9 protein-coding genes are annotated in these 23,390 nt (G+C 64.1%); 6 read left to right on the top strand and 3 right to left on the bottom strand.

The features are described 5' to 3' along the window. Positions 1 to 212 precede the first annotated feature (212 nt). The gene (locus HU725_RS15355; protein WP_186478443.1) at positions 213 to 13,154 is read left to right on the top strand and encodes a non-ribosomal peptide synthetase; all 12,942 of its coding nucleotides are present in this window, start codon (positions 213 to 215) and stop codon (positions 13,152 to 13,154) included. A gap of 289 nt (positions 13,155 to 13,443) precedes the next feature. On the opposite strand, the gene dsbG is transcribed toward HU725_RS15355, so the two are convergent. The 3 genes from dsbG to dsbD are packed head-to-tail and all read right to left on the bottom strand — an operon-like array spanning position 13,444 to position 16,752. Further along, positions 13,444 to 14,202, bottom strand: a complete 759-nt coding sequence (dsbG, locus tag HU725_RS15350) for a thiol:disulfide interchange protein DsbG (RefSeq protein ID WP_186479013.1) — start codon at positions 14,200 to 14,202, stop codon at positions 13,444 to 13,446. 1 nt (position 14,203) lies between these two features. Further along, on the bottom strand, positions 14,204 to 15,040 hold the full coding sequence (locus tag HU725_RS15345; protein ID WP_186479014.1) for a TlpA disulfide reductase family protein: 837 nt from the start codon (positions 15,038 to 15,040) through the stop codon (positions 14,204 to 14,206). Continuing rightward, positions 15,040 to 16,752, bottom strand: a complete 1,713-nt coding sequence (dsbD, locus tag HU725_RS15340) for a protein-disulfide reductase DsbD (protein WP_186479015.1) — start codon at positions 16,750 to 16,752, stop codon at positions 15,040 to 15,042. Before dsbD ends, HU725_RS15345 begins: the two co-directional genes overlap by 1 nt. 280 nt (positions 16,753 to 17,032) lie before the next feature. Here dsbD and HU725_RS15335 point away from each other — a divergent pair, with 280 nt between their 5' ends. The 5 genes from HU725_RS15335 to HU725_RS15315 are packed head-to-tail and all read left to right on the top strand — an operon-like array spanning position 17,033 to position 23,144. Next, positions 17,033 to 19,864, top strand: a complete 2,832-nt coding sequence (locus HU725_RS15335) for a xanthine dehydrogenase family protein molybdopterin-binding subunit (protein ID WP_186479016.1) — start codon at positions 17,033 to 17,035, stop codon at positions 19,862 to 19,864. After that, the gene (locus HU725_RS15330) at positions 19,857 to 20,393 is read left to right on the top strand and encodes a (2Fe-2S)-binding protein (RefSeq protein ID WP_060480595.1); all 537 of its coding nucleotides are present in this window, start codon (positions 19,857 to 19,859) and stop codon (positions 20,391 to 20,393) included. The genes HU725_RS15335 and HU725_RS15330 overlap by 8 nt, the downstream gene beginning before the upstream one ends. Positions 20,394 to 20,401: 8 nt before the next feature. After that, complete coding sequence (locus HU725_RS15325) at positions 20,402 to 21,607, top strand: cytochrome c (protein WP_437180336.1); 1,206 nt, start codon at positions 20,402 to 20,404, stop codon at positions 21,605 to 21,607. A 2-nt stretch (positions 21,608 to 21,609) separates the two neighbouring features. Beyond that, complete coding sequence (locus HU725_RS15320; protein WP_186479018.1) at positions 21,610 to 22,581, top strand: XdhC family protein; 972 nt, start codon at positions 21,610 to 21,612, stop codon at positions 22,579 to 22,581. After that, positions 22,578 to 23,144 (top strand): nucleotidyltransferase family protein, encoded by a 567-nt coding sequence (locus HU725_RS15315; protein WP_186479019.1) that lies wholly within the window; start codon positions 22,578 to 22,580, stop codon positions 23,142 to 23,144. Before HU725_RS15320 ends, HU725_RS15315 begins: the two co-directional genes overlap by 4 nt. Positions 23,145 to 23,390 lie beyond the last annotated feature (246 nt).

Here is a 23,390-nt window from a genome sequence, read left to right as displayed (position 1 = left end):
GATAATGATTGTCAAATACGAAAGTTAATGAGTTTCTATTAGTTTCAGTTCTAAGCCGATCCGCGTGATGCAGTTCACCCCCTGCCGCCACTTAAGGCGCTAATTTCCTGGTGCGCCCATCCGTTCACCTGTGTACATCCGGCCGCTGCAGCTGCCCGCCGACCCAATGCGTGGCAGCCAGCCCGACTCACCAGACACTGGCAGGAACCCCCATGACGGACGCCTTCGAACTCCCGCTCTCGCTGGTCCAGGCCCTGGCGCAACGCGCCGCGCTGACCCCGGATCGCATCGCCCTGCGTTTTCTGGCCGACACCCCAGGCGAGCAGGCCGTGCTCAGCTATCGCGACCTGGATACCCGTGCGCGCACCATCGCTACGGCGTTGCAGGCCCGTGCCGGGTTTGCCGAGCGGGCGGTGCTGCTGTTCCCCAGTGGCCCGGATTACGTCGCGGCGTTCTTCGGTTGCCTGTACGCTGGCATCATTGCCGTGCCTGCCTATCCACCAGAGTCCTCACGCACCCATCACCAAGAGCGCCTGGTGTCGATCATCGATGATGCCGAGCCGCGCCTGTTGCTGACCGTCTCGGCGTTGCACGACAGTCTGCTAGGGCTTGAGGCGTTGAGCGGCGACAAGGCCCCCGAGCTGCTGGCGGTGGATCAGCTGGACCCGGCCTTGGCCGATGGCTGGCAGGCACCTGTGTTGCAGGCCGATGACATCGCTTTCCTGCAATACACCTCCGGCTCGACCGCGCTGCCCAAAGGCGTGCAGGTAAGCCACGGCAATCTGGTGGCCAACGAGCAGTTGATCCGCGCGGGCTTTGGCATTGACCTCAACCCTGACGATGTGATCGTCAGCTGGCTGCCGCTGTACCACGACATGGGTCTTATCGGCGGGCTGCTGCAGCCGATTTTCAGTGGCGTGCCCTGTGTGCTGATGTCGCCGAGCTACTTCCTGGCTCGGCCGCTGCGCTGGTTGCAGGCGATCAGCGAGTACGGCGGCACCATCAGCGGCGGGCCGGATTTTGCCTACCGGCTGTGCAGCGAACGGGTCAGCGAGGCTGCCCTGGCCGGGCTGGATCTGAGCCGCTGGCGGGTGGCGTATTCCGGTTCCGAGCCTATCCGTCAGGACAGCCTGGCTAGCTTTGCCGAGCGCTTCGCCGCGTGCGGTTTTCAGCCGAGCAGCTTCTTTGCCAGCTATGGCTTGGCCGAAGCCACCTTGTTCGTCAGTGGCAGCCGACGCGGCCAAGGTATCGGTGCCTTGGCGCTGGACGCCGAGGCGCTCGCCGCCAACCGCGTCGAAGCCGGCAATGGCAGCGTGCTGATGAGCTGCGGCTACCCCCAACCGGGCCATGGGGTGCGCATCGTCGAGCCACAGCACCTTAAGGTGCTGGCCGACAACCATGTGGGGGAGATCTGGGCAAGTGGGCCGAGCATCGCCCTGGGCTACTGGCGCAACCCAGAAGCCACGGCGCGCACCTTCGTGCAGATGGATGGCCAGACCTGGCTGCGTACCGGTGACCTTGGCTTCATGCGTGAGGGTGAGGTATTCGTCACAGGGCGCCTGAAGGACATGCTGATCGTTCGCGGCCAGAACCTGTACCCGCAAGACGTGGAGAAGACCCTTGAGCGTGAGGTAGAAGGCCTGCGCAAGGGGCGCGTGGCGGTATTTGCCGTGACTGATCAGGGAGAGGAGGGTATCGGCGTAGCGGTGGAGGTCAGCCGCAACGTGCAGCGGGCTGTCGAACCCCAGGCATTGATCAAATCATTGCGCCACGTCATCGCCGATGCCTGTCGCCAGGCGCCGGCCGTGGTTCTGCTGCTCAACCCAGGCGCTCTGCCAAAGACCTCCAGTGGCAAGCTGCAGCGCTCGGCCTGCCGGCTGCGTATGCTTGATGGCACCCTTGACTGCTATGCACGCTTCCCGATGGCTGCCGAGCCATCTGCTTGCGCGGCGCCGAGCGACGACGTGCAGGAGCGTGTCGCCGGCATCTGGCGCGAAGTGCTCAAGGTCCAAGCCGTTGCCGCTGACGATCACTTCCTGCTGCTGGGCGGCAATTCCATCGCCGCCACCCAAGTCACTGCACGCCTGGCCGAAGAGCTGGCGATCGAGCTGAGCCTACGGACCTTGTTCGAAGCTCCAACGCTAGCCGAGTACAGCGCACGCGTAGCGGCCATGCTCGGCAGAGGTGCTGGTGCCCCCGGCGCCATCGCTGCACTGAGCCGGACACAGGCGTTGCCACAGTCGTTGGCACAGAACCGTTTGTGGCTGACCTGGCAACTTCAACCGCAGTCTGCGGCCTACAACATTCCCGCTGGGCTGCGCCTGCGCGGTGAACTGGATGAAGCTGCACTTGAGGGCGCTTTCCAGGCGCTGGTGGACCGTCACGAAGCGCTGCGCACGGTATTCAGCGAGCAAGATGGCCAGGCCTTGCAGCGCGTTTTGCCAGCTCATCCGTTCACTTTGCAGCGCCTGGACTTGCAAGGCGTGGAAGCTGAGCGGGTTGCCACGCGCCGGGAGCAGGAGGCCATGCAACCCTTCGATCTGACCCAAGGGCCATTGTTGCGGGTGACCTTGGTGCATTTGGATGACGAAGACCACCAGCTTTGGGTGACCTTGCATCACATCGTTGCCGATGGCTGGTCGCTGAACATTCTGCTCGACGAGTTCGCCAAACTGTATGCCGCCCGTTGCCAGGGCCTGGACGCCAAGCTGGCGACGCTGACCCTGGGCTATGCCGACTACGGCACCTGGCAGCGTCAATGGCTGGCCGCGGGCGAGGGTGAGCGCCAGCTGGCACACTGGAAAGCCGCCCTGGGCGAAACCTCGCCAGTGCTCGACCTGCATCCGGACCTGCCGCGCTCCAGCCTGCGTGAGCACCGTGCCGAGCGGCTGAGCGTGAAAGTGCCGGCCAAGCTGGGCGATGCCCTCAAGGGCCTGGCGCGCGAACAGCAGGCCAGCCTGTTCATGGTCCTGCTGGCTGCCTGGCAATGCCTGTTGCACCGCTATACCGGCCAGGGTGACATCCGCGTTGGCGTGCCCAACGCCAACCGCCCGCGCCAGCAAACCCAAGGCATGGTCGGTTTCTTCATCAACACTCAGGTACTGCGTGCGCAGCTCAATGGCCGCCTGCCGTTCACGCAGTTGCTGGCCCAGGTGCGCGGTGCGACCCTCGACGCCCAGGCCAACCAGGACCTGCCGTTCGAGCAGTTGCTCGAAGCCTTGCCTCAAGCGCGGGAACAGGGCCTGTTCCAGGTCATGTTCAACCACCAGCAGCGCGACCTGTCGGCCTTGCGCCGCCTGCCGGGCCTGTTGGCCGAGGAGCTGCCGTGGCACAGTCGCGAAGCCAAGTTCGACCTGCAATTGCACAGTGAAGAGGACCACCAGGGCCGCCTGAGCCTGGCTTTCGACTATGCCGCCGAGTTGTTCGAAGCCAGCACCGTCAAGCGTCTGGCCCAGCATCTGCTGGCACTGCTCGAGCAAGTCTGTGCCCAGCCGCACCTGCCGTTGGGCGACGTTCAACTGCTGGATGAGCAGGCTCGCCAGCAACTGCTGGCCTGGGGTGAAGCACCTGCGCCGACCCCGCAGCGCCTGCTGGTCGAGCAGCTCAACGAACAGGCCCGGTTGACCCCGGAGCGCATCGCACTGGTCTGGGAGGGCGGCAGCCTCAGCTACGCCGAGTTGCATCAGCAGGCCAACCGCCTGGCGCATTATCTGCGCGATAAAGGCGTCGGCCCCGACACTTGCGTGGCCATCGCCGTTGAGCGGTCGCCACAATTACTGGTCGGCCTGCTGGCCATCCTCAAGGCTGGCGGTGCCTATGTGCCGCTGGATGTCGATTACCCGGCTGAGCGCCTGGCGTATATGCTTGGCGATTGCCAGGCCAGCCTATTGCTCAGCCACAGCAGCCTGCTCGGCACATTGCCGCAGCTCAATGGCGTCAGTGCCATCGCCCTCGACCAACTGCACCTGGACAGCTGGCCAAGCCAGGCACCGGGCCTGCATTTGCACGGCGACAATCTGGCCTACGTGATCTACACCTCCGGCTCCACTGGCCAGCCCAAAGGCGTGGGCAACACCCATGCGGCACTGGCAGAACGCTTGCAGTGGATGCAGGCCTGCTATGCGCTCGATGACAGCGACGTACTGATGCAGAAGGCGCCGATCAGCTTCGACGTATCGGTATGGGAATGCTTCTGGCCGCTGGTCGTTGGTTGCAAGCTGGTACTGGCCGGCCCCGGCGAGCACCGCGACCCGCAGCGCATCGCTGCGCTGGTGCAGGCCCATGGCGTGACCACGCTGCACTTCGTGCCGCCGCTACTGCAAGTGTTCGTCCAGGAGCCCCAGGTGCTCGCCTGTAACAGCTTGCGCCGCGTGTTCTCGGGCGGCGAAGCACTGTCTGCCGCCTTGCGCGACCGCGTGTTGCAAGTGCTACCGCAGGTGCAACTGCACAACCGCTATGGCCCGACCGAAACCGCCATCAACGTCACCCACTGGCACTGCCAGGTGGCCGATGGCGAGCGCTCGCCCATCGGCCGCCCGTTGGGCAATGTGCTGTGCCGCGTGCTGGACGATGAGCTGGAGCTGACGGCCCCCGGCGTACCGGGCGAGCTGTACCTCGGTGGCGCAGGCCTGGCCCGTGGCTATTTGGGCCGCCCAGGCCTTACTGCCGAACGCTTCGTGCCCCAGGCCGACGGTAATGGCGAACGCCTCTACCGCAGCGGCGACCGCGCCCGCTGGCAGGTTCAGCTTGAGGCCCTGGAGTACCTAGGTCGCCTCGACCAGCAGGTGAAGGTGCGCGGCTTCCGTGTCGAGCCTGAAGAAGTACAGGCCTGCCTGTTGGCCCAGGCCGGTGTCGAGCAGTCACTGGTACTGATTCACAAGGATGCCGTCGGCGCGCAACTGGTCGGCTACTACAGCGGCAATGCTCAGCCCGCCGAGTTGCTGGCGGTGCTGGCTGAACAACTGCCCGCCTACATGGTACCGGCGCAACTCATTGCGCTGGCACAGATGCCACTGGGCCCCAGCGGCAAAGTCGACCGCAAGGCGCTGCCGGCCCCGGTGTGGCAACAACGCGAACACGTCGAGCCAAAAACCGAACTGCAACAGCAGGTCGCTGCCATTTGGCGTGAGGTGCTGAACCTGCCGCGTGTCGGCCTGCAGGACGACTTTTTCGCCCTGGGCGGACACTCGCTGCTGGCCACCCAGATCGTCTCCCGCAGCCGCCAGGCTTGTGACGTCGAGCTGCCGCTCAAGGCCTTGTTTGAAGCCAGCGAGCTGGGCGCGTTCTGTGCCCAGATCGCACGCATCCGCGCCGCCGGCGAGCGCAACCTGCAAGGCGAAATCGAGCGTGTCGACCGCCGTCAGGCCGTGCCGTTGTCGTATTCGCAGCAGCGCATGTGGTTCCTCTGGCAAATGGAGCCGGACAGCCCGGCCTACAACGTCGGCGGCATGGCGCGCCTGCGCGGTACCCTACATGTAGACGCCTTCGAGCGTGCATTGCAGGCGCTGATCGTGCGCCACGAAACCCTGCGCACCACCTTCCCAAGCATCGATGGCGTGCCCTACCAATGCGTGTTTGACGACAGTGGCCTGCAGCTGGACTGGCAGGACTTCAGTGCCTTGCCACCCGATACCCGTCAACAGCGCTTGCAACAACTGGCCGATGACCAGGCCCACCAGCCATTCGATCTGGAGCAAGGCCCGCTGCTGCGCGCCTGCCTGGCCAAGACCCAGGAGCGTGAGCACTTCTTCGTGCTGACCTTGCACCACATCGTCACCGAAGGCTGGGCCATGGACATCTTCGCCCGCGAACTGGGCGAGCTCTATGAAGCCTTCGTCGATGACCGCGATTCGCCCTTGGCGCCGCTGCCGGTGCAATACCTGGACTACAGCGTGTGGCAACGACAATGGCTGGAAAGCGGTGAGGGCGCGCGCCAGCTGGCCTACTGGAAGAACCGCCTGGGTGATGAACACCCGGTACTGGCACTGCCCACCGACCGCCCGCGCCCGGCGGTGCAAAGCCATCGTGGCGCGCTGTACCGTTTCGACCTGGACCCAGCGCTGGTCGCCCGCGTGCACGCTTTCAACAACGAGCGTGGGCTGACCCTGTTCATGACCATGACCGCCACGCTGGCTGCACTGCTGCACCGTTACAGTGGCCAACGTGACCTGCGCATCGGCGCCCCGGTGGCCAACCGCATCCGCCCGGAAAGCGAAGGCCTGATCGGCGCCTTCCTCAACACCCAGGTATTGCGCTGCGAAGTAGACGGGCAAATGACGGCTGGCGCGTTGCTGGAGCACGTACGCCAGGCCGCCATCGAGGGCCAGTCGCACCAGGACCTGCCGTTCGACCAGTTGGTGGAGGCCCTGCAGCCCCCGCGCAGCAGTGCTTACAATCCGCTGTTCCAGGTGATGTGCAACGTGCAGCGCTGGGCCTTCCAGCAGAGTCGGACACTGGCCGGCATGCAGGTGGATTACCTGGTCAACGACGCCAGCGCCACCAAGTTCGACCTGTACCTGGAGGTCACTGACCTGGATGGTCGCCTGGGCTGCTGCCTGACCTACAGCCGCGACCTGTTCGACGAGCCGCGCATTGCCCGTATGGCCGAGCATTGGCAACAGCTGCTGGCGGGGCTGCTCGACAATCCGCAGCAGAGGCTGTGCGAGCTGCCGATGTTGGCGGTTGCCGAACAGCAGGTACTGATCGGCCAGTTGCAGGGTGAGCAGGACATGCCCCTCGACCAGACAATTCACGGCCTGTTCGCCGCCCAAGCTGCGCGTACCCCGCACGCCGGGGCGCTGACCTTCGCTGGCCAGCACCTGACCTATGCCGAACTCGACCGGCAGGCCAACCGCCTGGCCCGGGCGCTGCGCGAGCGGGGAGTCGGCCCACAAGTGCGCGTAGGCCTGGCACTGGAGCGCTCGCTGGAAATGGTGGTCGGCCTTCTGGCCATCCTCAAGGCCGGTGGCGCCTATGTGCCGCTGGACCCTGAATACCCGCTCGACCGTTTGCGTTACATGATCGAAGACAGCCGCATCGGCCTGCTGCTGAGCCAGCAAGCGTTGCTCGAAACTCTTGGCGAGCTGCCTGGCGGTGTGGCCCGCTGGAGCCTGGAAGCCGATGCGGCGAAGCTGTCGGCCTTCAGCGATACGCCCCTGGACAACCTCAACCTGCCGCAACATCAGGCCTACCTGATCTACACCTCTGGTTCCACCGGCAAGCCCAAGGGGGTGGTGGTCAGCCACGGGGAAATCGCCATGCACTGCCAGGCAGTGATCGAAGCCTTTGGCATGCGCAGTGATGACTGCGAGCTGCACTTCTACTCGATCAACTTCGACGCCGCCAGTGAGCGTCTGCTGGTGCCGTTGTTGTGTGGCGCCCGTGTGGTGCTGCGTGCCCAAGGCCAGTGGGGTGCTGAAGACATCTGCCAACTGGTGCGCGAGCAGCAGGTGAGCGTGCTCGGCTTCACCCCCAGCTATGGCAGCCAGTTGGCCCAGTACCTGGCCGGGCAGGGCGAGCAACTGCCGGTGCGGCTGGTGATCACGGGCGGCGAGGCATTGACTGGCGAGCATCTGCAGCGTATTCGACAAGCCTTCGCCCCGCAGCAGTTCTTCAACGCCTATGGCCCCACCGAAACCGTGGTCATGCCGCTGGCGTGCCTGGCGCCTCAGAGCATGCCTGAGGATGCAGGCAGTGTGCCGATCGGCCAAGTGATCGGTGCCCGTACGGCGTACATTCTCGATCAAGACCTGGCCTTGCTGCCGCAAGGGGGCATCGGCGAGCTCTATATCGGTGGTGCCGGCCTGGCCCAGGGCTACCACGACCGCCCTGGCCTGAGTGCCGAGCGCTTTGTCGCCGACCCGTTCAGCCGGGACGGCGGGCGCCTGTACCGCACGGGCGACCTGGTACGCCTGCGTGCCGATGGCTTGGTGGAGTACGTAGGTCGCGCCGACCAGCAGGTGAAGATTCGTGGCTTCCGCATCGAGCTGGGCGAAATCGAAAGCCGCCTGCAAGCGCATGCCGATGTCGACGAGGCAGTGGTTCTGGCCCTGGACCTGACGGGCGGCAAGCAACTGGTCGGTTACCTGGTGTGCAAACAGGCCGCTGCCGACAGCCAAGCGCAGGCCAGGCTGCGTGAAGCGGTCAAGGCCGATGCGCGTCAGCATCTGCCGGACTACATGGTGCCCGCGCATTGGGTACTGCTCGAAAGCCTGCCGCTGATGGGCAATGGCAAGCTCGACCGCCGCGCATTGCCAGCACCGGACCTGGAGCAGGCCCGCCAGCATTACCAGGCCCCGGCCAATGAGCTGGAGCAGCAATTGGCGCAAATCTGGCGCGAGGTGCTCAACGCTTCGCAGGTCGGTGTGCAGGACAACTTCTTCGAGCTGGGCGGCGACTCGATCCTGTCGATTCAGGTGGTCAGCCGCGCGCGTCAATTGGGCCTGCAATTCACCCCTCGCGACCTGTTCCAACACCAGACCATCCAGACCCTGGCCAGCGTAGTCAGCCGCAGCGAAACGCCGAGCAGCATCGAGCAAGGGCCACGCACTGGGCGCAGCGGCCTTACGCCGATCCAGCACTGGTTCTTCGACGGCGACCTGCCGCACCCCCAGCACTGGAACCAGGCAGTGCTGCTTCAGGTACGCGAGCCGCTGGATCACGCCAGATTCGAGCAAGCATTGGCCGGCCTGGTGGCTCACCATGACAGCCTGCGTCTGCGCTTCAGTCAACGCCAGGCCGTTTTTGCCGTGCCGTCTGCCGAGAAGCTGCTGTGGACGGCTACAGTGGCCGATTTCGCTGACTGCCAGGCGCTGTACACCGACGTGCAACGCAGCCTGAACCTGGAACAAGGCCCGCTGCTGCGCGCCTTGCTGGCCACCGACGGGCATGGCGCGCAGCGCCTGCTGCTGGTGATCCACCACTTGGTGGTCGATGGTGTGTCCTGGCGTGTGTTGCTCGAAGATCTGCAGGCGCTTTACCGTGGTCAGCCGCTACCGGCCAAGACCCACGCCATGGCTGACTGGGCCGCGCGACTTGCCAGCTACGCCGGCAGTGATTCGCTACGCGACGAACTGGGGTGGTGGCAAGGCCAGCTTGGCGGCGTGCGCCAGGAACTGCCCTGCGATCACCCACAGGGTGGCAACCTGAATCGGCATGCCGACACCCTGGCCATTGGCCTGGACGTTGAGCAGACCCGGCAATTGCTGCAGCAGGCGCCGGCGGCTTACCACACCCAGGTCAACGATCTGCTGCTGACTGCGCTGGCCCGCACGCTGTGCCGCTGGAGCGGTGATCAGCAAGTACTGATACAGCTGGAAGGTCACGGCCGTGATGGCCTGTTCGAAGACATGGACCTGACCCGCAGCGTCGGCTGGTTCACCAATGCCTACCCGCTGCGCCTGCACCCACAGGCCGGTGACGACGATGCTGCGCGAGCCACTTCGCTCAAACGCATCAAAGAGCAATTGCGTGAGGTGCCACACAAGGGGCTGGGCTACGGCGTGCTGCGCTACCTGGGCGATGCGGCCAGCCGCGAGCGCCTTGCGGCGCTGCCCCAGGCGCGCATCACCTTCAACTACCTGGGCCAGTTCGACCAGCAGTTCGACGAGGCAGCCTTGTTCCTGCCGTTGGATGCCCCCGCCGGGTTGGCTCATGATCTGGATGCGCCGTTGCCCAACTGGCTCAGTGTCGATGGCCAGGTCTACGGCGGTGCCCTGCAACTGCGTTGGACCTACAGCCGTGAACGCTACGACGCGCGAACCATCGCGCAGTTGGCCGAGGCCTACCGCCAGGAACTGCTGGCACTCATCGACCACTGCCTGGTCGATGGCAATGGCAGCTTCACGCCATCGGACTTCCCTCTGGCCCATCTGACCCAGGCGCAGATCGATGCACTGCCCGTGCCTGCTGGCCAAATTGAAGATGTCTATCCGCTGACGCCGATGCAGGAGGGCATGCTGCTGCATACCCTGCTGGAACCGGGCACTGGTTTGTATTACATGCAGGACCGCTACCGCATCAACAGCGCCCTGGACCCTGAGCGTTTCGCCAAGGCCTGGCAAGCCGTGGTGGCACGGCATGAAGCGTTGCGCGCATCGTTCAGCTGGAACGCCGGCCAGACGATGCTGCAGATCATCCACAAGCCGGGCAACACCCCGGTGGACTATCAGGACTGGCGCGGCCTCGATGAGGCGGCCCAGGAGGCGCGCCTGCAAGCCTTGCACAAGCAGGAGCGGGAGGCGGGCTTTGCCCTGCTGCAGGAGGCGCCGTTCCACTTGCGCCTGGTGCGGGTCGCTGACGAGCGTTACTGGTTCATGATGAGCAACCACCACATCCTCATCGATGCCTGGTGCCGTTCACTGTTGATGAACGATTTCTTCGTGTTGTACCAGGCGCTGGGCGAAGGCCGCCAGGCGCAGTTGCCGGTGCCGCCGCGCTATCGCGACTATATCGGTTGGCTGCAACGTCAGGACCTGGACCAGGCACGCGCCTGGTGGCTGGCCAACCTGGCCGGCTTCGAGCGCGCCACGGCGCTGCCCAGCGACCGTCCGCTGCGCAACGACCACGCCGGTGACGGCATGGTGGTAGGCGACTGCTACACGCGCCTGCAGATCAGCGACGGAGTGCGCCTGCGTGAACTGGCACAGGCTCACCAACTGACCATCAATACGTTCGCCCAGGCGGCCTGGGCGCTGGTGTTGTCGCGCTACAGTGGCGATCGTGACGTCGCCTTCGGCGTGACCGTAGCCGGGCGCCCGGTGAGCATGCCGCAAATGCAGCGTACGGTTGGCCTGTTCATCAACAGTATCGCCTTGCGTGTGCAACTGCCCGAGCCTGGCCAGCGCTGCACAGTGCGCCAGTGGTTGCACGGCGTACTCGAGCGCAACATGGAACTGCGCGAGTACGAGTACCTGCCGCTGGTGGCGATTCAGGAGTGCAGCGAGCTGCCCAAGGGGCAACCGCTGTTCAACAGCCTGTTCGTGTTCGAGAATGCGCCGGTTGAAACTGCGGTGCTCGACCATGCCCAGCACCTCAATGCCAGCTCCGATTCGGGCCGTACACACACCAACTTCCCGCTGACGGCGGTGTGCTATCCAGGCGATGACCTGGGGCTGCACCTGTCGTTCGACCAGCGCTACTTCGACTACGCCACCGTCGAGCGCTTGCTGGCCGAGTTCAAGCGCCTGCTGCTGGCCCTGGTGCAGGGCTTCGAGGGGCAGATGAGCGAGTTGCCGTTGCTGAGCGAGGAGGAACAGCGCTTGCTGCTGGAAAGCTGCAACCGCACCCAGCGTGACTACCCCTTGGCGCAAAGCTATGTGGCCCTGTTCGAAGCGCAGGTCGCTGCCCATCCTGAGCGCATCGTAGCCCGTTGCCTGGACGCCTCCTATGACTATGCGGGGCTGAACCAGGCGGCCAACCGCCTCGGCCACGCCTTGGTCGCGGCGGGTGTGGCCGTCGACCAGCCTGTTGCCTTGCTGGCCGAGCGCGGCTTGCCGTTGCTGGGCATGATCGTCGGCAGCTTCAAGGCCGGCGCCGGCTACCTGCCTCTGGATCCAAGCCTGCCGTCGGCGCGCCTGCAGCGCATCGTCGCGCTCAGCCGCACGCCGGTATTGGTGTGTAGCGCGGGCTGCGCCGCGCAGGCTCGCCAGTTACTGGATGAGCTGGTCGATGTGCCACGGCCGCAGTTGCTGGTGTGGGAAGAGGTGCAGGGCAGCAGCATCGCCAGCCACAACCCAGGCATTCACAGTGGGCCGGACAACCTGGCCTACGTGATCTACACCTCCGGGTCCACCGGGCTGCCCAAGGGTGTGATGGTCGAGCAGCGCGGCATGCTCAACAACCAGTTGAGCAAGGTGCCGTACCTGGCGTTGAGCGCGCACGACGTGATCGCCCAGACCGCATCGCAAAGCTTCGACATCTCGGTTTGGCAGTTCCTGGCCGCGCCGTTGTTCGGAGCCAGGGTGCAGATCGTGCCCAACGCCATCGCCCATGACCCACACGCATTGCTGGCCCACGTGCAGGCCACTGGCATCACCGTCCTGGAAAGCGTGCCTTCGCTGATCCAAGGCATGCTGGCCAACGACCACCAGGCGCTCGATGGCCTGCGCTGGATGTTGCCCACCGGCGAGGCGATGCCGCCGGAGCTGGCGGCGCAATGGCTGCGACGTTACCCGCAGATAGGCCTGGTGAACGCCTACGGGCCGGCTGAGTGCTCCGACGACGTGGCCTTCTTCCGGGTCGACAGCGAATCGACCCGTGGCAGCTACCTGCCCATCGGCACACCGACTGACAACAACCGCCTTTACCTGTACGGCGATGATCAGGCCCTGGTGCCCCTGGGGGCAGTGGGCGAGTTGTGCGTTGCCGGCACCGGCGTGGGCCGCGGCTATGTTGGCGATCCGGCGCGCACGGCACTGGCCTTTATCCCGCATCCGCACGGAGCGCCTGGCGAGCGCCTGTACCGTACCGGGGACCTGGCCCGGCAGCGCCCGAACGGAGTGTTCGAGTATGTCGGGCGTATCGACCACCAAGTGAAGATTCGCGGCTACCGCATCGAACTGGGTGAGATCGAGGCGCGCCTGCACGAGCAGGCCGAGGTTCGCGATGCAGCAGTGGGGGTACAAGAAGGCCCCAACGGCAAGCATTTGGTTGGCTACCTGGTAGCCCATCAGGACGTCGAGGCCGATGGGGCGCTGCTGGAACAGGTCAAACAGCGTCTGCGTGCACAGCTCCCGGACTACATGGTGCCACTGCACTGGGCCTGGTTCGCCAGCCTGCCCCACAACGCCAACGGCAAGCTCGACCGCAAGGCATTGCCTGCCATCGAGATAGGTGCCCAGCACAGCCAGGCGTACCTGGCGCCGCGCGATGAACTGGAAGGGGTGCTAGCCGCTATTTGGGCCGATGTGCTCAAAGCCGAGCGGGTAGGTGTGCGAGACAACTTCTTCGAACTGGGCGGCCATTCGCTGCTGGCCACGCAGATTGCCTCGCGGGTGCAGAAGCAGTTGCAGTTGAACGTGCCGCTGCGAGCGATGTTCGAGTGCAGCACGGTGGAGGAGTTGGCCGAGTATGTGCGTGGGTTGCAGGGGCGTGAGGTGGATGAGGCGAAGATTGATCGGCTGAGTGACCTGATGGCCGAGCTGGAGGGGCTGTAAGGGTAAGGTACGTCTTGAGTTTTGCGGGGTTGCGTAGATCGAGCGCCGCCCGCGCGGCGCATCGCGAGCTGCGCTCGCTCCTACGTTTGTTTCGGGCCAATTGATCCTGTGGGATCTGCGCGCGGACGCTTTGGGGCATGGCGCGGTAGCGCGTCGTATAAACCAGGCGGTCGCGCGCGCCTGTCACAGGCGTTACTGGCCCGAAACAAACGTAGGAGCGAGCACAGCTCGCGATGCGCCGCGCGGGCGGCGCTCGATCTACGCGCCAACGCAAATCATGAGGCATGCACTACCGCTTACCAAGAATCTTCCCAAGCAACTCCGGCCGCGGCGCGCCTTGCTGGCTCTGCAAACTACCCTGCTCGTCTTGGTAAAAGATCGCCGGCGTCGCCTGCAACCCCATCTCTTCCATCAACGCCATGTTAGCCGCCAACTTCTGTTGCACGGCTTCCGGGACCTTGTCCAGCGCCTTCAAAGTGCTCGCCTTGCCAGCTTTCTCATGATCATGCAGCGCCTTGGCCGGCTCTTTGGCTGCCAGGAGCGCCGCTGACTTGCCTGGGCTGTCTTCGCGGATGATGCCAACCATGATATGGCGTAGCTGCACCTTGCCTGATTCCACCCAAGGGCGAGCCTGCTCCCAGAACATGTTGCAGTACGGGCAGTTCGGGTCGCTGAACAGGTAGACCTTGCGCGGTGCACTGTCCTTGCCGTCGGCAATCCAGGCAGCGCTCTCCATCTTCGCCCACAGTGCTTTGCTCATGGGGGCGTACACCAGCTTCTGCAAAGGTTCGGCGCTCAGGTCTTTGCCCTGCTCGTCGAACAGGCTGCCGACCAGCACGTGCTTGCCATCCGGGGTCAGGTAGAGCGCTAGGGCATTGTTCTGGTACTGGGCGGCATAGCCGCGCAGACCGTTGGGCGCATCGAAGCCGCCCTTGATCTCGGCGCCCTTGGCTTGCATTTGCTGGATCGCCTTGGGCAGATTTTCGGCCTGCACCAGCGGGGCGGCAAGCAGGGCCATGGACAGGGGAATCAGGGCAGTCAATCGCATGTCAGTTTCCTTGTGCGGCAGTGGCGGGCGCTTTGGCCCGCTCGAAGGGTTCCAGGGCATGGCGCAGGCTGGCCCGCGACAGTTCGCCCAGATGGCTGCCGATCAGGCGGCCATCGGCGTCGTAGAACAGGGTGGTGGGCAGGGCCATGGAGCCTACTCGCTGAGCCAGTGCGCCCGTGCCGTCGAACAGCACATGGGTCAGGCTAAGCCCGGTGGTGGCAAGGAAGGTGGTGACGATTTCCGGCGTCTCGCCTTGGTTGACGAAGAGGAAGGTCACATCCGGGTATTCGCCTTGGGCCCGTTGCAGCACGGGCATTTCCCGCCGGCAAGGGGGGCACCAGGTGGCCCAGATGTTGATCACCAACGGCTTGCCACGGTAACTGCGCAGGGCTACGGATTGGCCTGCGGCATTGCGCAAGGTGAGCTCGGGCAAGGCAGTGCCTTTGCTGTACAGGTGGCTGCCCAGGCTCGCCAGGCCCCAGAACAGTGCCCCGCTCAGCAGCGCCCAGCCCAGCGGGCGACGCAGGCCGGGCTGGCGCCAGCCCTGCCACAGGGTGGCCAGCACGATGCCGACCAAGCCTGACCAGAGCAGAAAACCCCCATCACGGATATCGATGACCTGCACCCAGTCGCCGCGGTACATCGGCCAGTAGGCCAGCACGAAACCCACACGTGCGCACAGCAGGCCGACCAGGAACAGATTGAACAACGCCGACTCCGGGCTCTGGCCGCCACGCCGAGCGGCCCACCAGCCAACCAGGCACGCGACGCCCAGGGCGGTGAGCATCAGCAGGTGATTGAGGGCCATGGTCAGCGGCCCGAGGGTTACCGTCAGCATCAGCCTTGGCTCCGGGTTTGGGTCCAATGTTGCACAAATGAAGCCGCGTCCACTTCGCCAGTGATACGCCTTGCACGGCGTTCGTCACCCTCTGGTCCGAGCCAGACAATGCTCGGTGGACCAGGGACTTGATAGCGTTGCAGCAGGGCACGGCTGGCGGAGGAGTCGGCCGTTACGTCAAGGCGTAACAAATGCACGCCCGCCAGGCTTGCCTGAACGTCTGGGCGGCTGAACACTTGCTTTTCCATGACCTTGCACGACACGCACCAATCGGCGTAATAGTCGATCATGACCCACTGCCCGCGGGCCTTGGCCGCATCAAGTTCACGTTGCAAAGCCTCGGGGCTGCTGACCGTGACGAAAGGCTCGTCGGGTTCTGCCAGCCGTGTGCTGACTGCACTGCCGGCCAAAGGCCGCAGCGGTTGCCAAAGGTTGTCCCCGCCAGCGGCCGCACCGACCAGCAGCAACACTCCCCACAATGCCCCCAGCAGCGGTAACGCGCGCAGCGCCGGCAAGCGTTGCAGCGCTGGCCAGGCCGCCCAGCCCAAGGCAATCAGCCAGGCGCCGCTCAGGGCCAACACCACAGGTGCTGCAAGCAGGCTGCGCACCGTGTACAGGGCCATGGCCAGGAACACGAAGCCGAATACGCCTTTGACCCGCTCCATCCATGCCCCAGGGCGTGGCAGATAACGGTTGCCCAGTGTCACGAGCAGCAACAGCGGCACACCCATGCCCAACCCAAGACTGAATAGCACCAAGGCGCCTTGCGCCACATCGCCGCTTTGCGCGATGTACAGCAGCGCACCTGCCAATGGTGCAGTCATGCATGGGCCCAGCAGCAAACCGGACAACGCACCGAGTAACGCTGCACCATACAGGTTGCCACCGCGCGTGCCTTGCCCGGCGCGGTCGAGGCGATCGCGCAGGGCGGCCGGCAGTTGCAGTTCGAAAGCGCCGAACATCGGCAGGGCGAGCAGGATGAACAGGCCAGCCAGGCTTCCCAGCAGCCAGGGTTGCTGCAACCACGCCTGCAGGCTGGCGCCTAGCAGCGCTGCGACCACACCTAAAGCCGCATAGACCAGCGCCATACTCAAGACGTAGACACCGGCCAAAAGCCAGCCACGTCTTGCGCTAGCGCCATTGCCTAGGACCAAGCCTGCTAGTATCGGCAGCATCGGCAGCGAGCAGGGCGTGAACGCCAGCAGCAAACCAAGGCCAAAAAATGCCAGCAGGCTCCAGGCCAGGCTGGCGCTCTGCAAGCCGCTGGCCAGTGCTTGGTCGCTGGCTTGCTCGGAGGCTGGGGCGTCGTCGCCGCCCAAGTCGATGGTGGTGGTCTGCGGTGGATAGCACAGCCCGGCATCGGCACACCCCTGCCAGCCGAGCTGCAGCTGGCCTTGGGCGCTAGCCGGGATCAGTAGTTCGAGCTGGTCACGGTAGACCGTGCTGTCACCGAAAAACTCGTCGTGATGATTCAGCCCGGCTGGCAACTGCGGTTGCTGATCGATGGCCAGGCCGTCGAACTTCAGGCGCTTCTGGTACAGGTAGTAACCCTGTTTGATCTGGAAATACAGGCGCATCTGGCCATCGGCCTGACGGTCGTGGGTCAGCACGAACGCCTGGTTGACTGGCAGGAAATCAGGTTTGACGTCGAATGGGTTGGCCTGCAAAGGGCCGGCCAGCATGAACGTCAGCAGTAGTAGGAGGGTGCGCATGTATTCGCCTTGGTGTTTCGCAGTGGTGGCCATGCTGGCTCTGGTCGATTAACTCAAGGTTAACCGTTACTGCCTAAGCCATTGCTAACGCAGGGTATGTCGGGCTTAGACATACCGCGACATATTGTCGGCTTGACTTTGCTTATGCTCGCTCTCTTGTTGTAAAGTTGACGCGAGAGTCAATTTCTATGGCTTAGGCAACAAGGCGTTATCCCTGCCAAGTTCCCCGCACAAGAATCAAAAAAGATGGGCAGAAACTCTTCTGCCCAGAGGATCAAGCATGTCCAACCGTGATATTTCCCGGCGCGCCTTCTTGCAAGGCGGCCTGATCGCTGGTGTCGGCGTGACCATGGCGCCACTTGGCAGCCAGGCATTCGCCGCACTGATGGAGGAGCGCGTCACCACCTCGCCGCAAAAATGGATGAGCCACGATGGCAAGGCGCGTTTTCGTAATGACGCGCTGTCCAAGGTCTGTGGCAACAAGGTCTTCGCACGCGACATACGCGCCAAGGACATGCCCGGCTGGCCTACCCAGCAAGGCCATGCTTTGCTGCTCAAGACGACCAAGGTCGACCGTATCTATGCCGGCCATGATTTGAGCCTGCTGGGCAACGACCTGCAGCCGGATCGTGTAGTCACCGCAGCTGACCTGGCCAAAGACGGCATCGTCTGGCCAGAGGCGCATTCGCCCGACCCACTGCTGCCGCCTGGGCAGGTGCCGATGTTCATCGGCCACCCGGTGGCGATCCTGATCTGGCACGACTTCGAGCGGTTCCGCCAGGCCAAGCGCAAGCTGCAGTTCAACGATAAGGCCATTCAGTACGGCGCTCAGGCACCGCTCTACCAGCGCGACCCGTATGGCAGCTTCCGCTTCGTGCGCGTTGGCGGGGCCACGCCGTTTGACGAAGACGAGTTCTCGAGCCTGAAGAACTCCATGCTGTTCCCCACCATCCTCAACCGCAAACCGGTGTGGTCCAAATCGCCCAATCAGCACGGCGACCTCACCGAGCAGGGGCTGTTCTATGCCAAGCGCATGGGCGAGCAGCTGGACAACCCACCTGAGGACTGGCTGGTGTTCGACGAGCGCTATAAAACGCCGTCGATCGAGCCTGCTGCGCTCGAACCGGACAATGGCAATGGCTGGTACGACCCAGCCAGCGGCACGCTGCACTTCGTGGTCGCGACCCAGTGCCCGTTCGAGGTGGCGCAGGAATGCGTGCACATGATCAAGCCGTCTCGGTTTGCCTTGAACAATCTGAACATGCACCCGGGCTACACCGTGGGCTACGGCTCCAAAGACAACAATATTTTTGTCTTTTACGCGGCTGTCGCTGCCCTATATGGCGCCGGGGTGCCGATCCGACTGGCCAACGACCGCTACGAGCAGTTCCAGAGCGGCATCAAGCGCCATGCTTTCGATATCCGTTACCAACTTGCGGTGGACAAGAAGGACAACAGTTTCAAGATATTCCGCGCCGACATGAGCTGCGACGGGGGCGGGCGGATCAATTACAGCCCATCGGTGGCTGCGGTGGGCGCCACCGCAGCGCAATCGATTTACTATATGCCGCAGAATGACCTGTCGGTGACCGCTTACTTCTCCCGGGGGGTCGAGGCAGGCTCCATGCGCGGCTACGGCACTTTGCAGAGCATGGCCGCTACCGAAATGATGGTTGACGAAGTCGCCGGTCGCCTGGGCGTCGATGCCATCGACCTGCGCCGCGCCAATGCGCTCAAGTCGGGCATGAAAAACACCCAGGGGGCGGTCCCTGCCGGTGCGCTTCGCCTTTATGAGATTCTCGACAAGGCTGCTGTGCACGAGTGGTGGCGCAACCGCGATGCGCGCAAGCAGCAGATGGACGCCAAAGACCCTGACCATTGGTACGGCGTCGGCTTCGCCATCTGCCAGAAAGACTTCGGCACCGGATCCGAGGCGCCGATGGCCAGTGTCGAGTTCAGCGCCGACGGGCGCATCAGCCTGCGTCATATCGGCACCGAACTGGGCACGGGCATGTCCACCTCCCAGGCGCTGGTGGTCAGTGACTTCCTTGGCCGTTCGGCCGATGAGGTCAAGACCGCGGTCACCGAATGGCCGGAGTTGCAGTTGACCACCAGTGGCAACCCGTACCTGATCAGCCAGGCCGATCAGGACGCCGCGCTGCGCAACCCGCGCTGGGTCGGCAAGCTGGCCTCGCCGTCCTCGGCCACCAACTCGGCGTTCTATTTCAGCCATGCCACCCGTGAAGCAGCCCGCGTGCTGTTCAATCACGGCCTGTGGCCGGCGGCCATGGCCATCTGGAGCCAAGGCCCGCACGGCGGCCAGGCCAACCCGCTGGTGGTGCGCCGTGAGAATGCGGTATGGGTCAACGGCGAATTGACCGGCAACGGCCTGGCACCGATCCCGTTCGCCCAGTTGGCAAGCAAGGCCCACGAAATGGGCCTGGTGACCGGCGTCAGCGTGCATGGTTTCAACCGCTGGAGCTGGGCCGAGGCCGACTTTGTTATCGATGGCGTGCGCGAGCGCTTCCCTCTCGATGCCGTCGCGGTGAAGTACGGTGACGGTGCAGTCAATGCCAAGAAGGCGCAGATGAGCAGCCATGGGTATCACTTGCTCGACCGGCAGAACGCCGCTTACCCAGTCACTCAACTGAACAATGCCATGGTCACTTACTACAGCCCCGTGGCGACCATCGTCGAGATCAAGGTCAACAAGGGCACCCATGAAGTCCAGGTGCTCAACCACCACAGCTGGGTCGAGTGTGGCCGCGTGCTTGTGCCTGAGTTGGTCAAAGGCCAGCTCGAAGGCGGCATCGCCATGGGCATTGGCCATGCGTTGACCGAAGAAATGCCGCTTCACGAAGGTGGGCCCGGTGAAGGTGACTGGAACTTCAACCGCTACCGGCTGCCCCATGCACGGGATGTGGCGGTGTGGGAGCAGACCAGCGAAATCCTCCCGCCGCTGTCACCGACCGACCCGTCCAAAGGTATCGCCGAAGTGGTGATGATCCCGGTCGTCGGTGCCATCGGCAACGCCGTGGCGCATGCCATTGGCAAGCGCGTACGCGATCTACCCATCACCCCAGCCCGCATCAAGGAGGCCCTCAATGGCTAACCGTCCACTGCAACTGACCCTCAACGGTCAACCGGTCGGCCCGGTCGAGGTCCCTGATGACCTGGCGATGATCGACTACCTGCACGAACACCAGAACCTTACCGGTTCCCGCCTGGGCTGCGGGCAGGGCATCTGTCATGCCTGTGTGGTGATCGTCGACAACCCCGACGGCACCTGCGAGGAGGTGCGTACCTGCATCACCGGCGCACATTATTTCGAAGGCAAGCAAGTGCGCACCATCGAGAGCCATGCTAAGCAGGACGAGGCGGGTAACCTGACCCTGAACCCGATTCAGCAGAAGTTCGTCGACCTGTTCGCCTTCCAGTGCAGCTACTGCGCCCCAGGCTTCGTCAATGCCGCCACCGTGCTGGTGGAAACCGCCCAGCGCCAGCCATTGAAAAAGAGTGAGGTGCAAGACCGCATCGAGGCGAGCCTCGGCCATCACATCTGCCGTTGCACCGGTTATGTGCGCTATTACGACGCCACCCGCGCCGTGCTCAATGATCTCGGCCTGGTCAAGGAGGGTTGAGCATGGGCTTGGTTCGCAACACGCTGGTAATGACACTGGTGCTCGCTGGGGTTTCGCTCGCCCACGCCGCCGACGATGCTCAGGTCAAGCGCGGTGAATACCTGGCCCGTGCCGCCGATTGCATGGCCTGCCACACGGCCGAAGGCGGCGCGCCGTTTGCCGGAGGGCTGCCGATTCACTCGCCATTCGGCACCATCTATGGCACCAACATCACCTCGGACAAGCAGTACGGCATCGGTAGCTATACGCCTGACGAGTTTTTCGCAGCAGTGACCGAGGGTAAGCGCAAGGATGGCGCCAACCTCTATCCGGCGATGCCCTACACCTCGTACCACCTGATCAAGCGTGAAGACTCCGACGCCATTCTGGCCTACCTGATGACCATCGCGCCGATCAACCGTCCGGCGCCAGAAACCAAGCTGAGCTTCCCGTTCAATGTGCGCCTGGGCCTGACCGGTTGGAACATGCTGTACGGCAAGAGCGTGCAATTGCAGCCGGGCGAAGGTAAGAGCCCAGCCTGGCAGCGTGGGCAGTACATGGTCGAAGTGCTGGGCCACTGCGGCGAGTGCCATACCCCGCGTAACCCCATCGGCGCGCTGCAACAGGACAAGCGCTTTACCGGAGGCCTGCTCATGGGCTACCTGGCGCCGAGCTTACTGGCCCAGGACCTGGCCGAGCGTGGCTGGACCCAGCCGGACCTGACCACGTTCCTCAAGCACGGTATCAGTGCCCAAGGCAGCATGTTCAACGAGATGTACCCGGTGGTGCACCACAGCACGCAGCATCTGCAAGACGCTGACCTGTCGGCCATGGCCACCTACCTGCTGGGTGATCAGCCGCCCAAGGCCCGGCTGGTGGAGCCGGTGCCGCTGGCCCAGCTCAACGATAGCGCCAAGCGTGGGCGTCAGCAGTACCTGAACGTGTGCGCCGGTTGTCACGGGGTGGAGGGTGAGGGCAAACCGCACATCGCCGTGGCCATGCAAGGCAACACGGTGCTGCGCCAGAGCGACTCGCGCAATTTGGTGAAGGCGATTCTCGACGGCATTGCTGAGCAGCAGTTCACCGGCTTCGAGCGCATGCAGCCGATGCCGGGCTTTGCCGACAAACTCGACGACCAGCAAGTGACGGACATGGTCAACTACCTGCGCCAGGCCTGGGGTGGATTGCCCGGCGACCTGAGCCTGCAACAGCTCGCGGAGCTAAAAACGGAGTAAACGTGCAGCATCTGGATCTTCAAGTCATCAGTCAGGCCTTGCAGTGGTCCTTGAGCGGTCAGCGGGTTTGGTTGTGCACGGTGCTGGCCACTTACGGCTCGGCGCCTCGGGCGCCGGGCTCACTGCTGGCGGTCAACCAGAGCGGCCAGCGGCTGGGGTCGCTGTCTGGCGGCTGCGTGGAAGAAGATTTCCTGGAGCGTGTGGGGCAGGGTGAATTTCCCGAGCCGGTAGCCATCGTGCGCTATGGCGATGGCAGCGACCGGCGATCGAGCATTCGCTTGCCTTGTGGCGGTGTACTCGAGGTGCTGGTGGAAAACTTGGCCGCCGATTGTGACGTGCAGGCTCACCTGCGTGAGCTGCAAGGCGCATTGCGCGGCCAGCGCCGGCTGTTGCGCGAGGTGCGCCTTCCGCAAGGCCAGCGTCAGCTGTTCGATGACCGCGATCAGGGGCCGCGGGTGGAGCGCCAGAGCGACCAAGTGCGTTTGCGTGTCGGTGCGGCTCAGCGCTTGCTGTTGGCAGGCTACTCCAGTGTCGCGCACTTCTGCGCCGAGTTCGGCAAAAGCCTGGGCTTTGAGGTCATCCTTTGCGAGCCCCGTGAAGAAGTGCTTGAGGGCGTGCTGCTGGAGGGCATCGAGGTGCGCCGGGAGCTGCCCTCGGAGTTCATCGTCAATGGCGGTTGCCATGCCGACACGGCGGTGGTTGCATTGACCCACGACCCGAAAATAGACGACCTCGCCATGCTCGAAGCGGTGCGTACTGAAGCGTTCTATATCGGCGTGATGGGCTCCATGGCGACTTCCGAGAAGCGTCGTGAACGCCTGCACCGCATTGGCGGCTTGAGTGACGAGCAAATGGCGCGGATCCACGCGCCCATCGGCCTCAATCTGGGCAGCAAGACGCCGGCCGAGATCGCCCTGGCGGTGCTTGCCGATATTCTGCGCCTGCGCAATGGCATCGCGCGAGATGCGCTGTGAGCGTGGTGGCGCTGGTGCTGGCGGCTGGCAGCAGCGTGCGTTTTGGGGGTGACAAGCGCCGGGCATTGATGGCAGATGGGCGAAGCGTGCTGGTGCACAGCGTCGAACTTGCCTGCACGGTATTCGATGACGTGCGGGTGGTGTTGCGTGACGGTGAGCGGGGCGAGGCGTTGGGGTTGCCATCGGCATGCCGGGTCATCTCCAGCGCAGATTACACGCTTGGCATGGGCCACAGTCTGGCGGCTGGTGCTGCTTCGCTGGTCGACAGTGAGGCGCAGGCGGTGGCGATTCTGCTGGGGGACATGCCCTGGGTGGAGCCAGCGACCCTTGGCCTGCTTGCAAGTAAGGCCGGTGAGTCAACGATAGTTCTGCCTTGTCATGGCGGGCAGCAGGGGCACCCGGTGTTGTTCGGTCGCGATTTCTGGCCAGCGCTGGTGCGGCTGTCGGGGGATGAGGGGGCGCGTTCGGTGGTCAGGGCCAATCCCCACAGTTGCGTCAGGCTGGACGTCGAGGATGCCGGCGTGCTGCGGGATGTCGATACGCCTGAGGCACTGCGCCAGTGAGTTTTCTGTCACGGCTTTACTCATCGGTGCGGTGCTGGTGGTGGGGTTTTTAGGGATGGGGGTGGTGCTGCGAAGGGTATGGCTGTAGGGATTGGGCGCCTGTGAGATCGAGCGCCGCCCGCGCGGCGCATCGCGAGCTGCGCTCGCTCCTACGTTTGTTTCGGGCCAGTAACGCCTGTGGCAGGCGCGCGCGACCGCCTGGTTGGTGCAACGCAATATCGCGTCAGGCCCCAAAGCGTCCGCGCG

The sequence above is a fragment of the Pseudomonas promysalinigenes genome, assembly GCF_014269025.2.
Lineage (GTDB): Bacteria > Pseudomonadota > Gammaproteobacteria > Pseudomonadales > Pseudomonadaceae > Aquipseudomonas > Aquipseudomonas promysalinigenes.
Note: the sequence above shows the minus strand (reverse complement) of the source record. Positions and strands in the feature narration are given on the sequence as shown.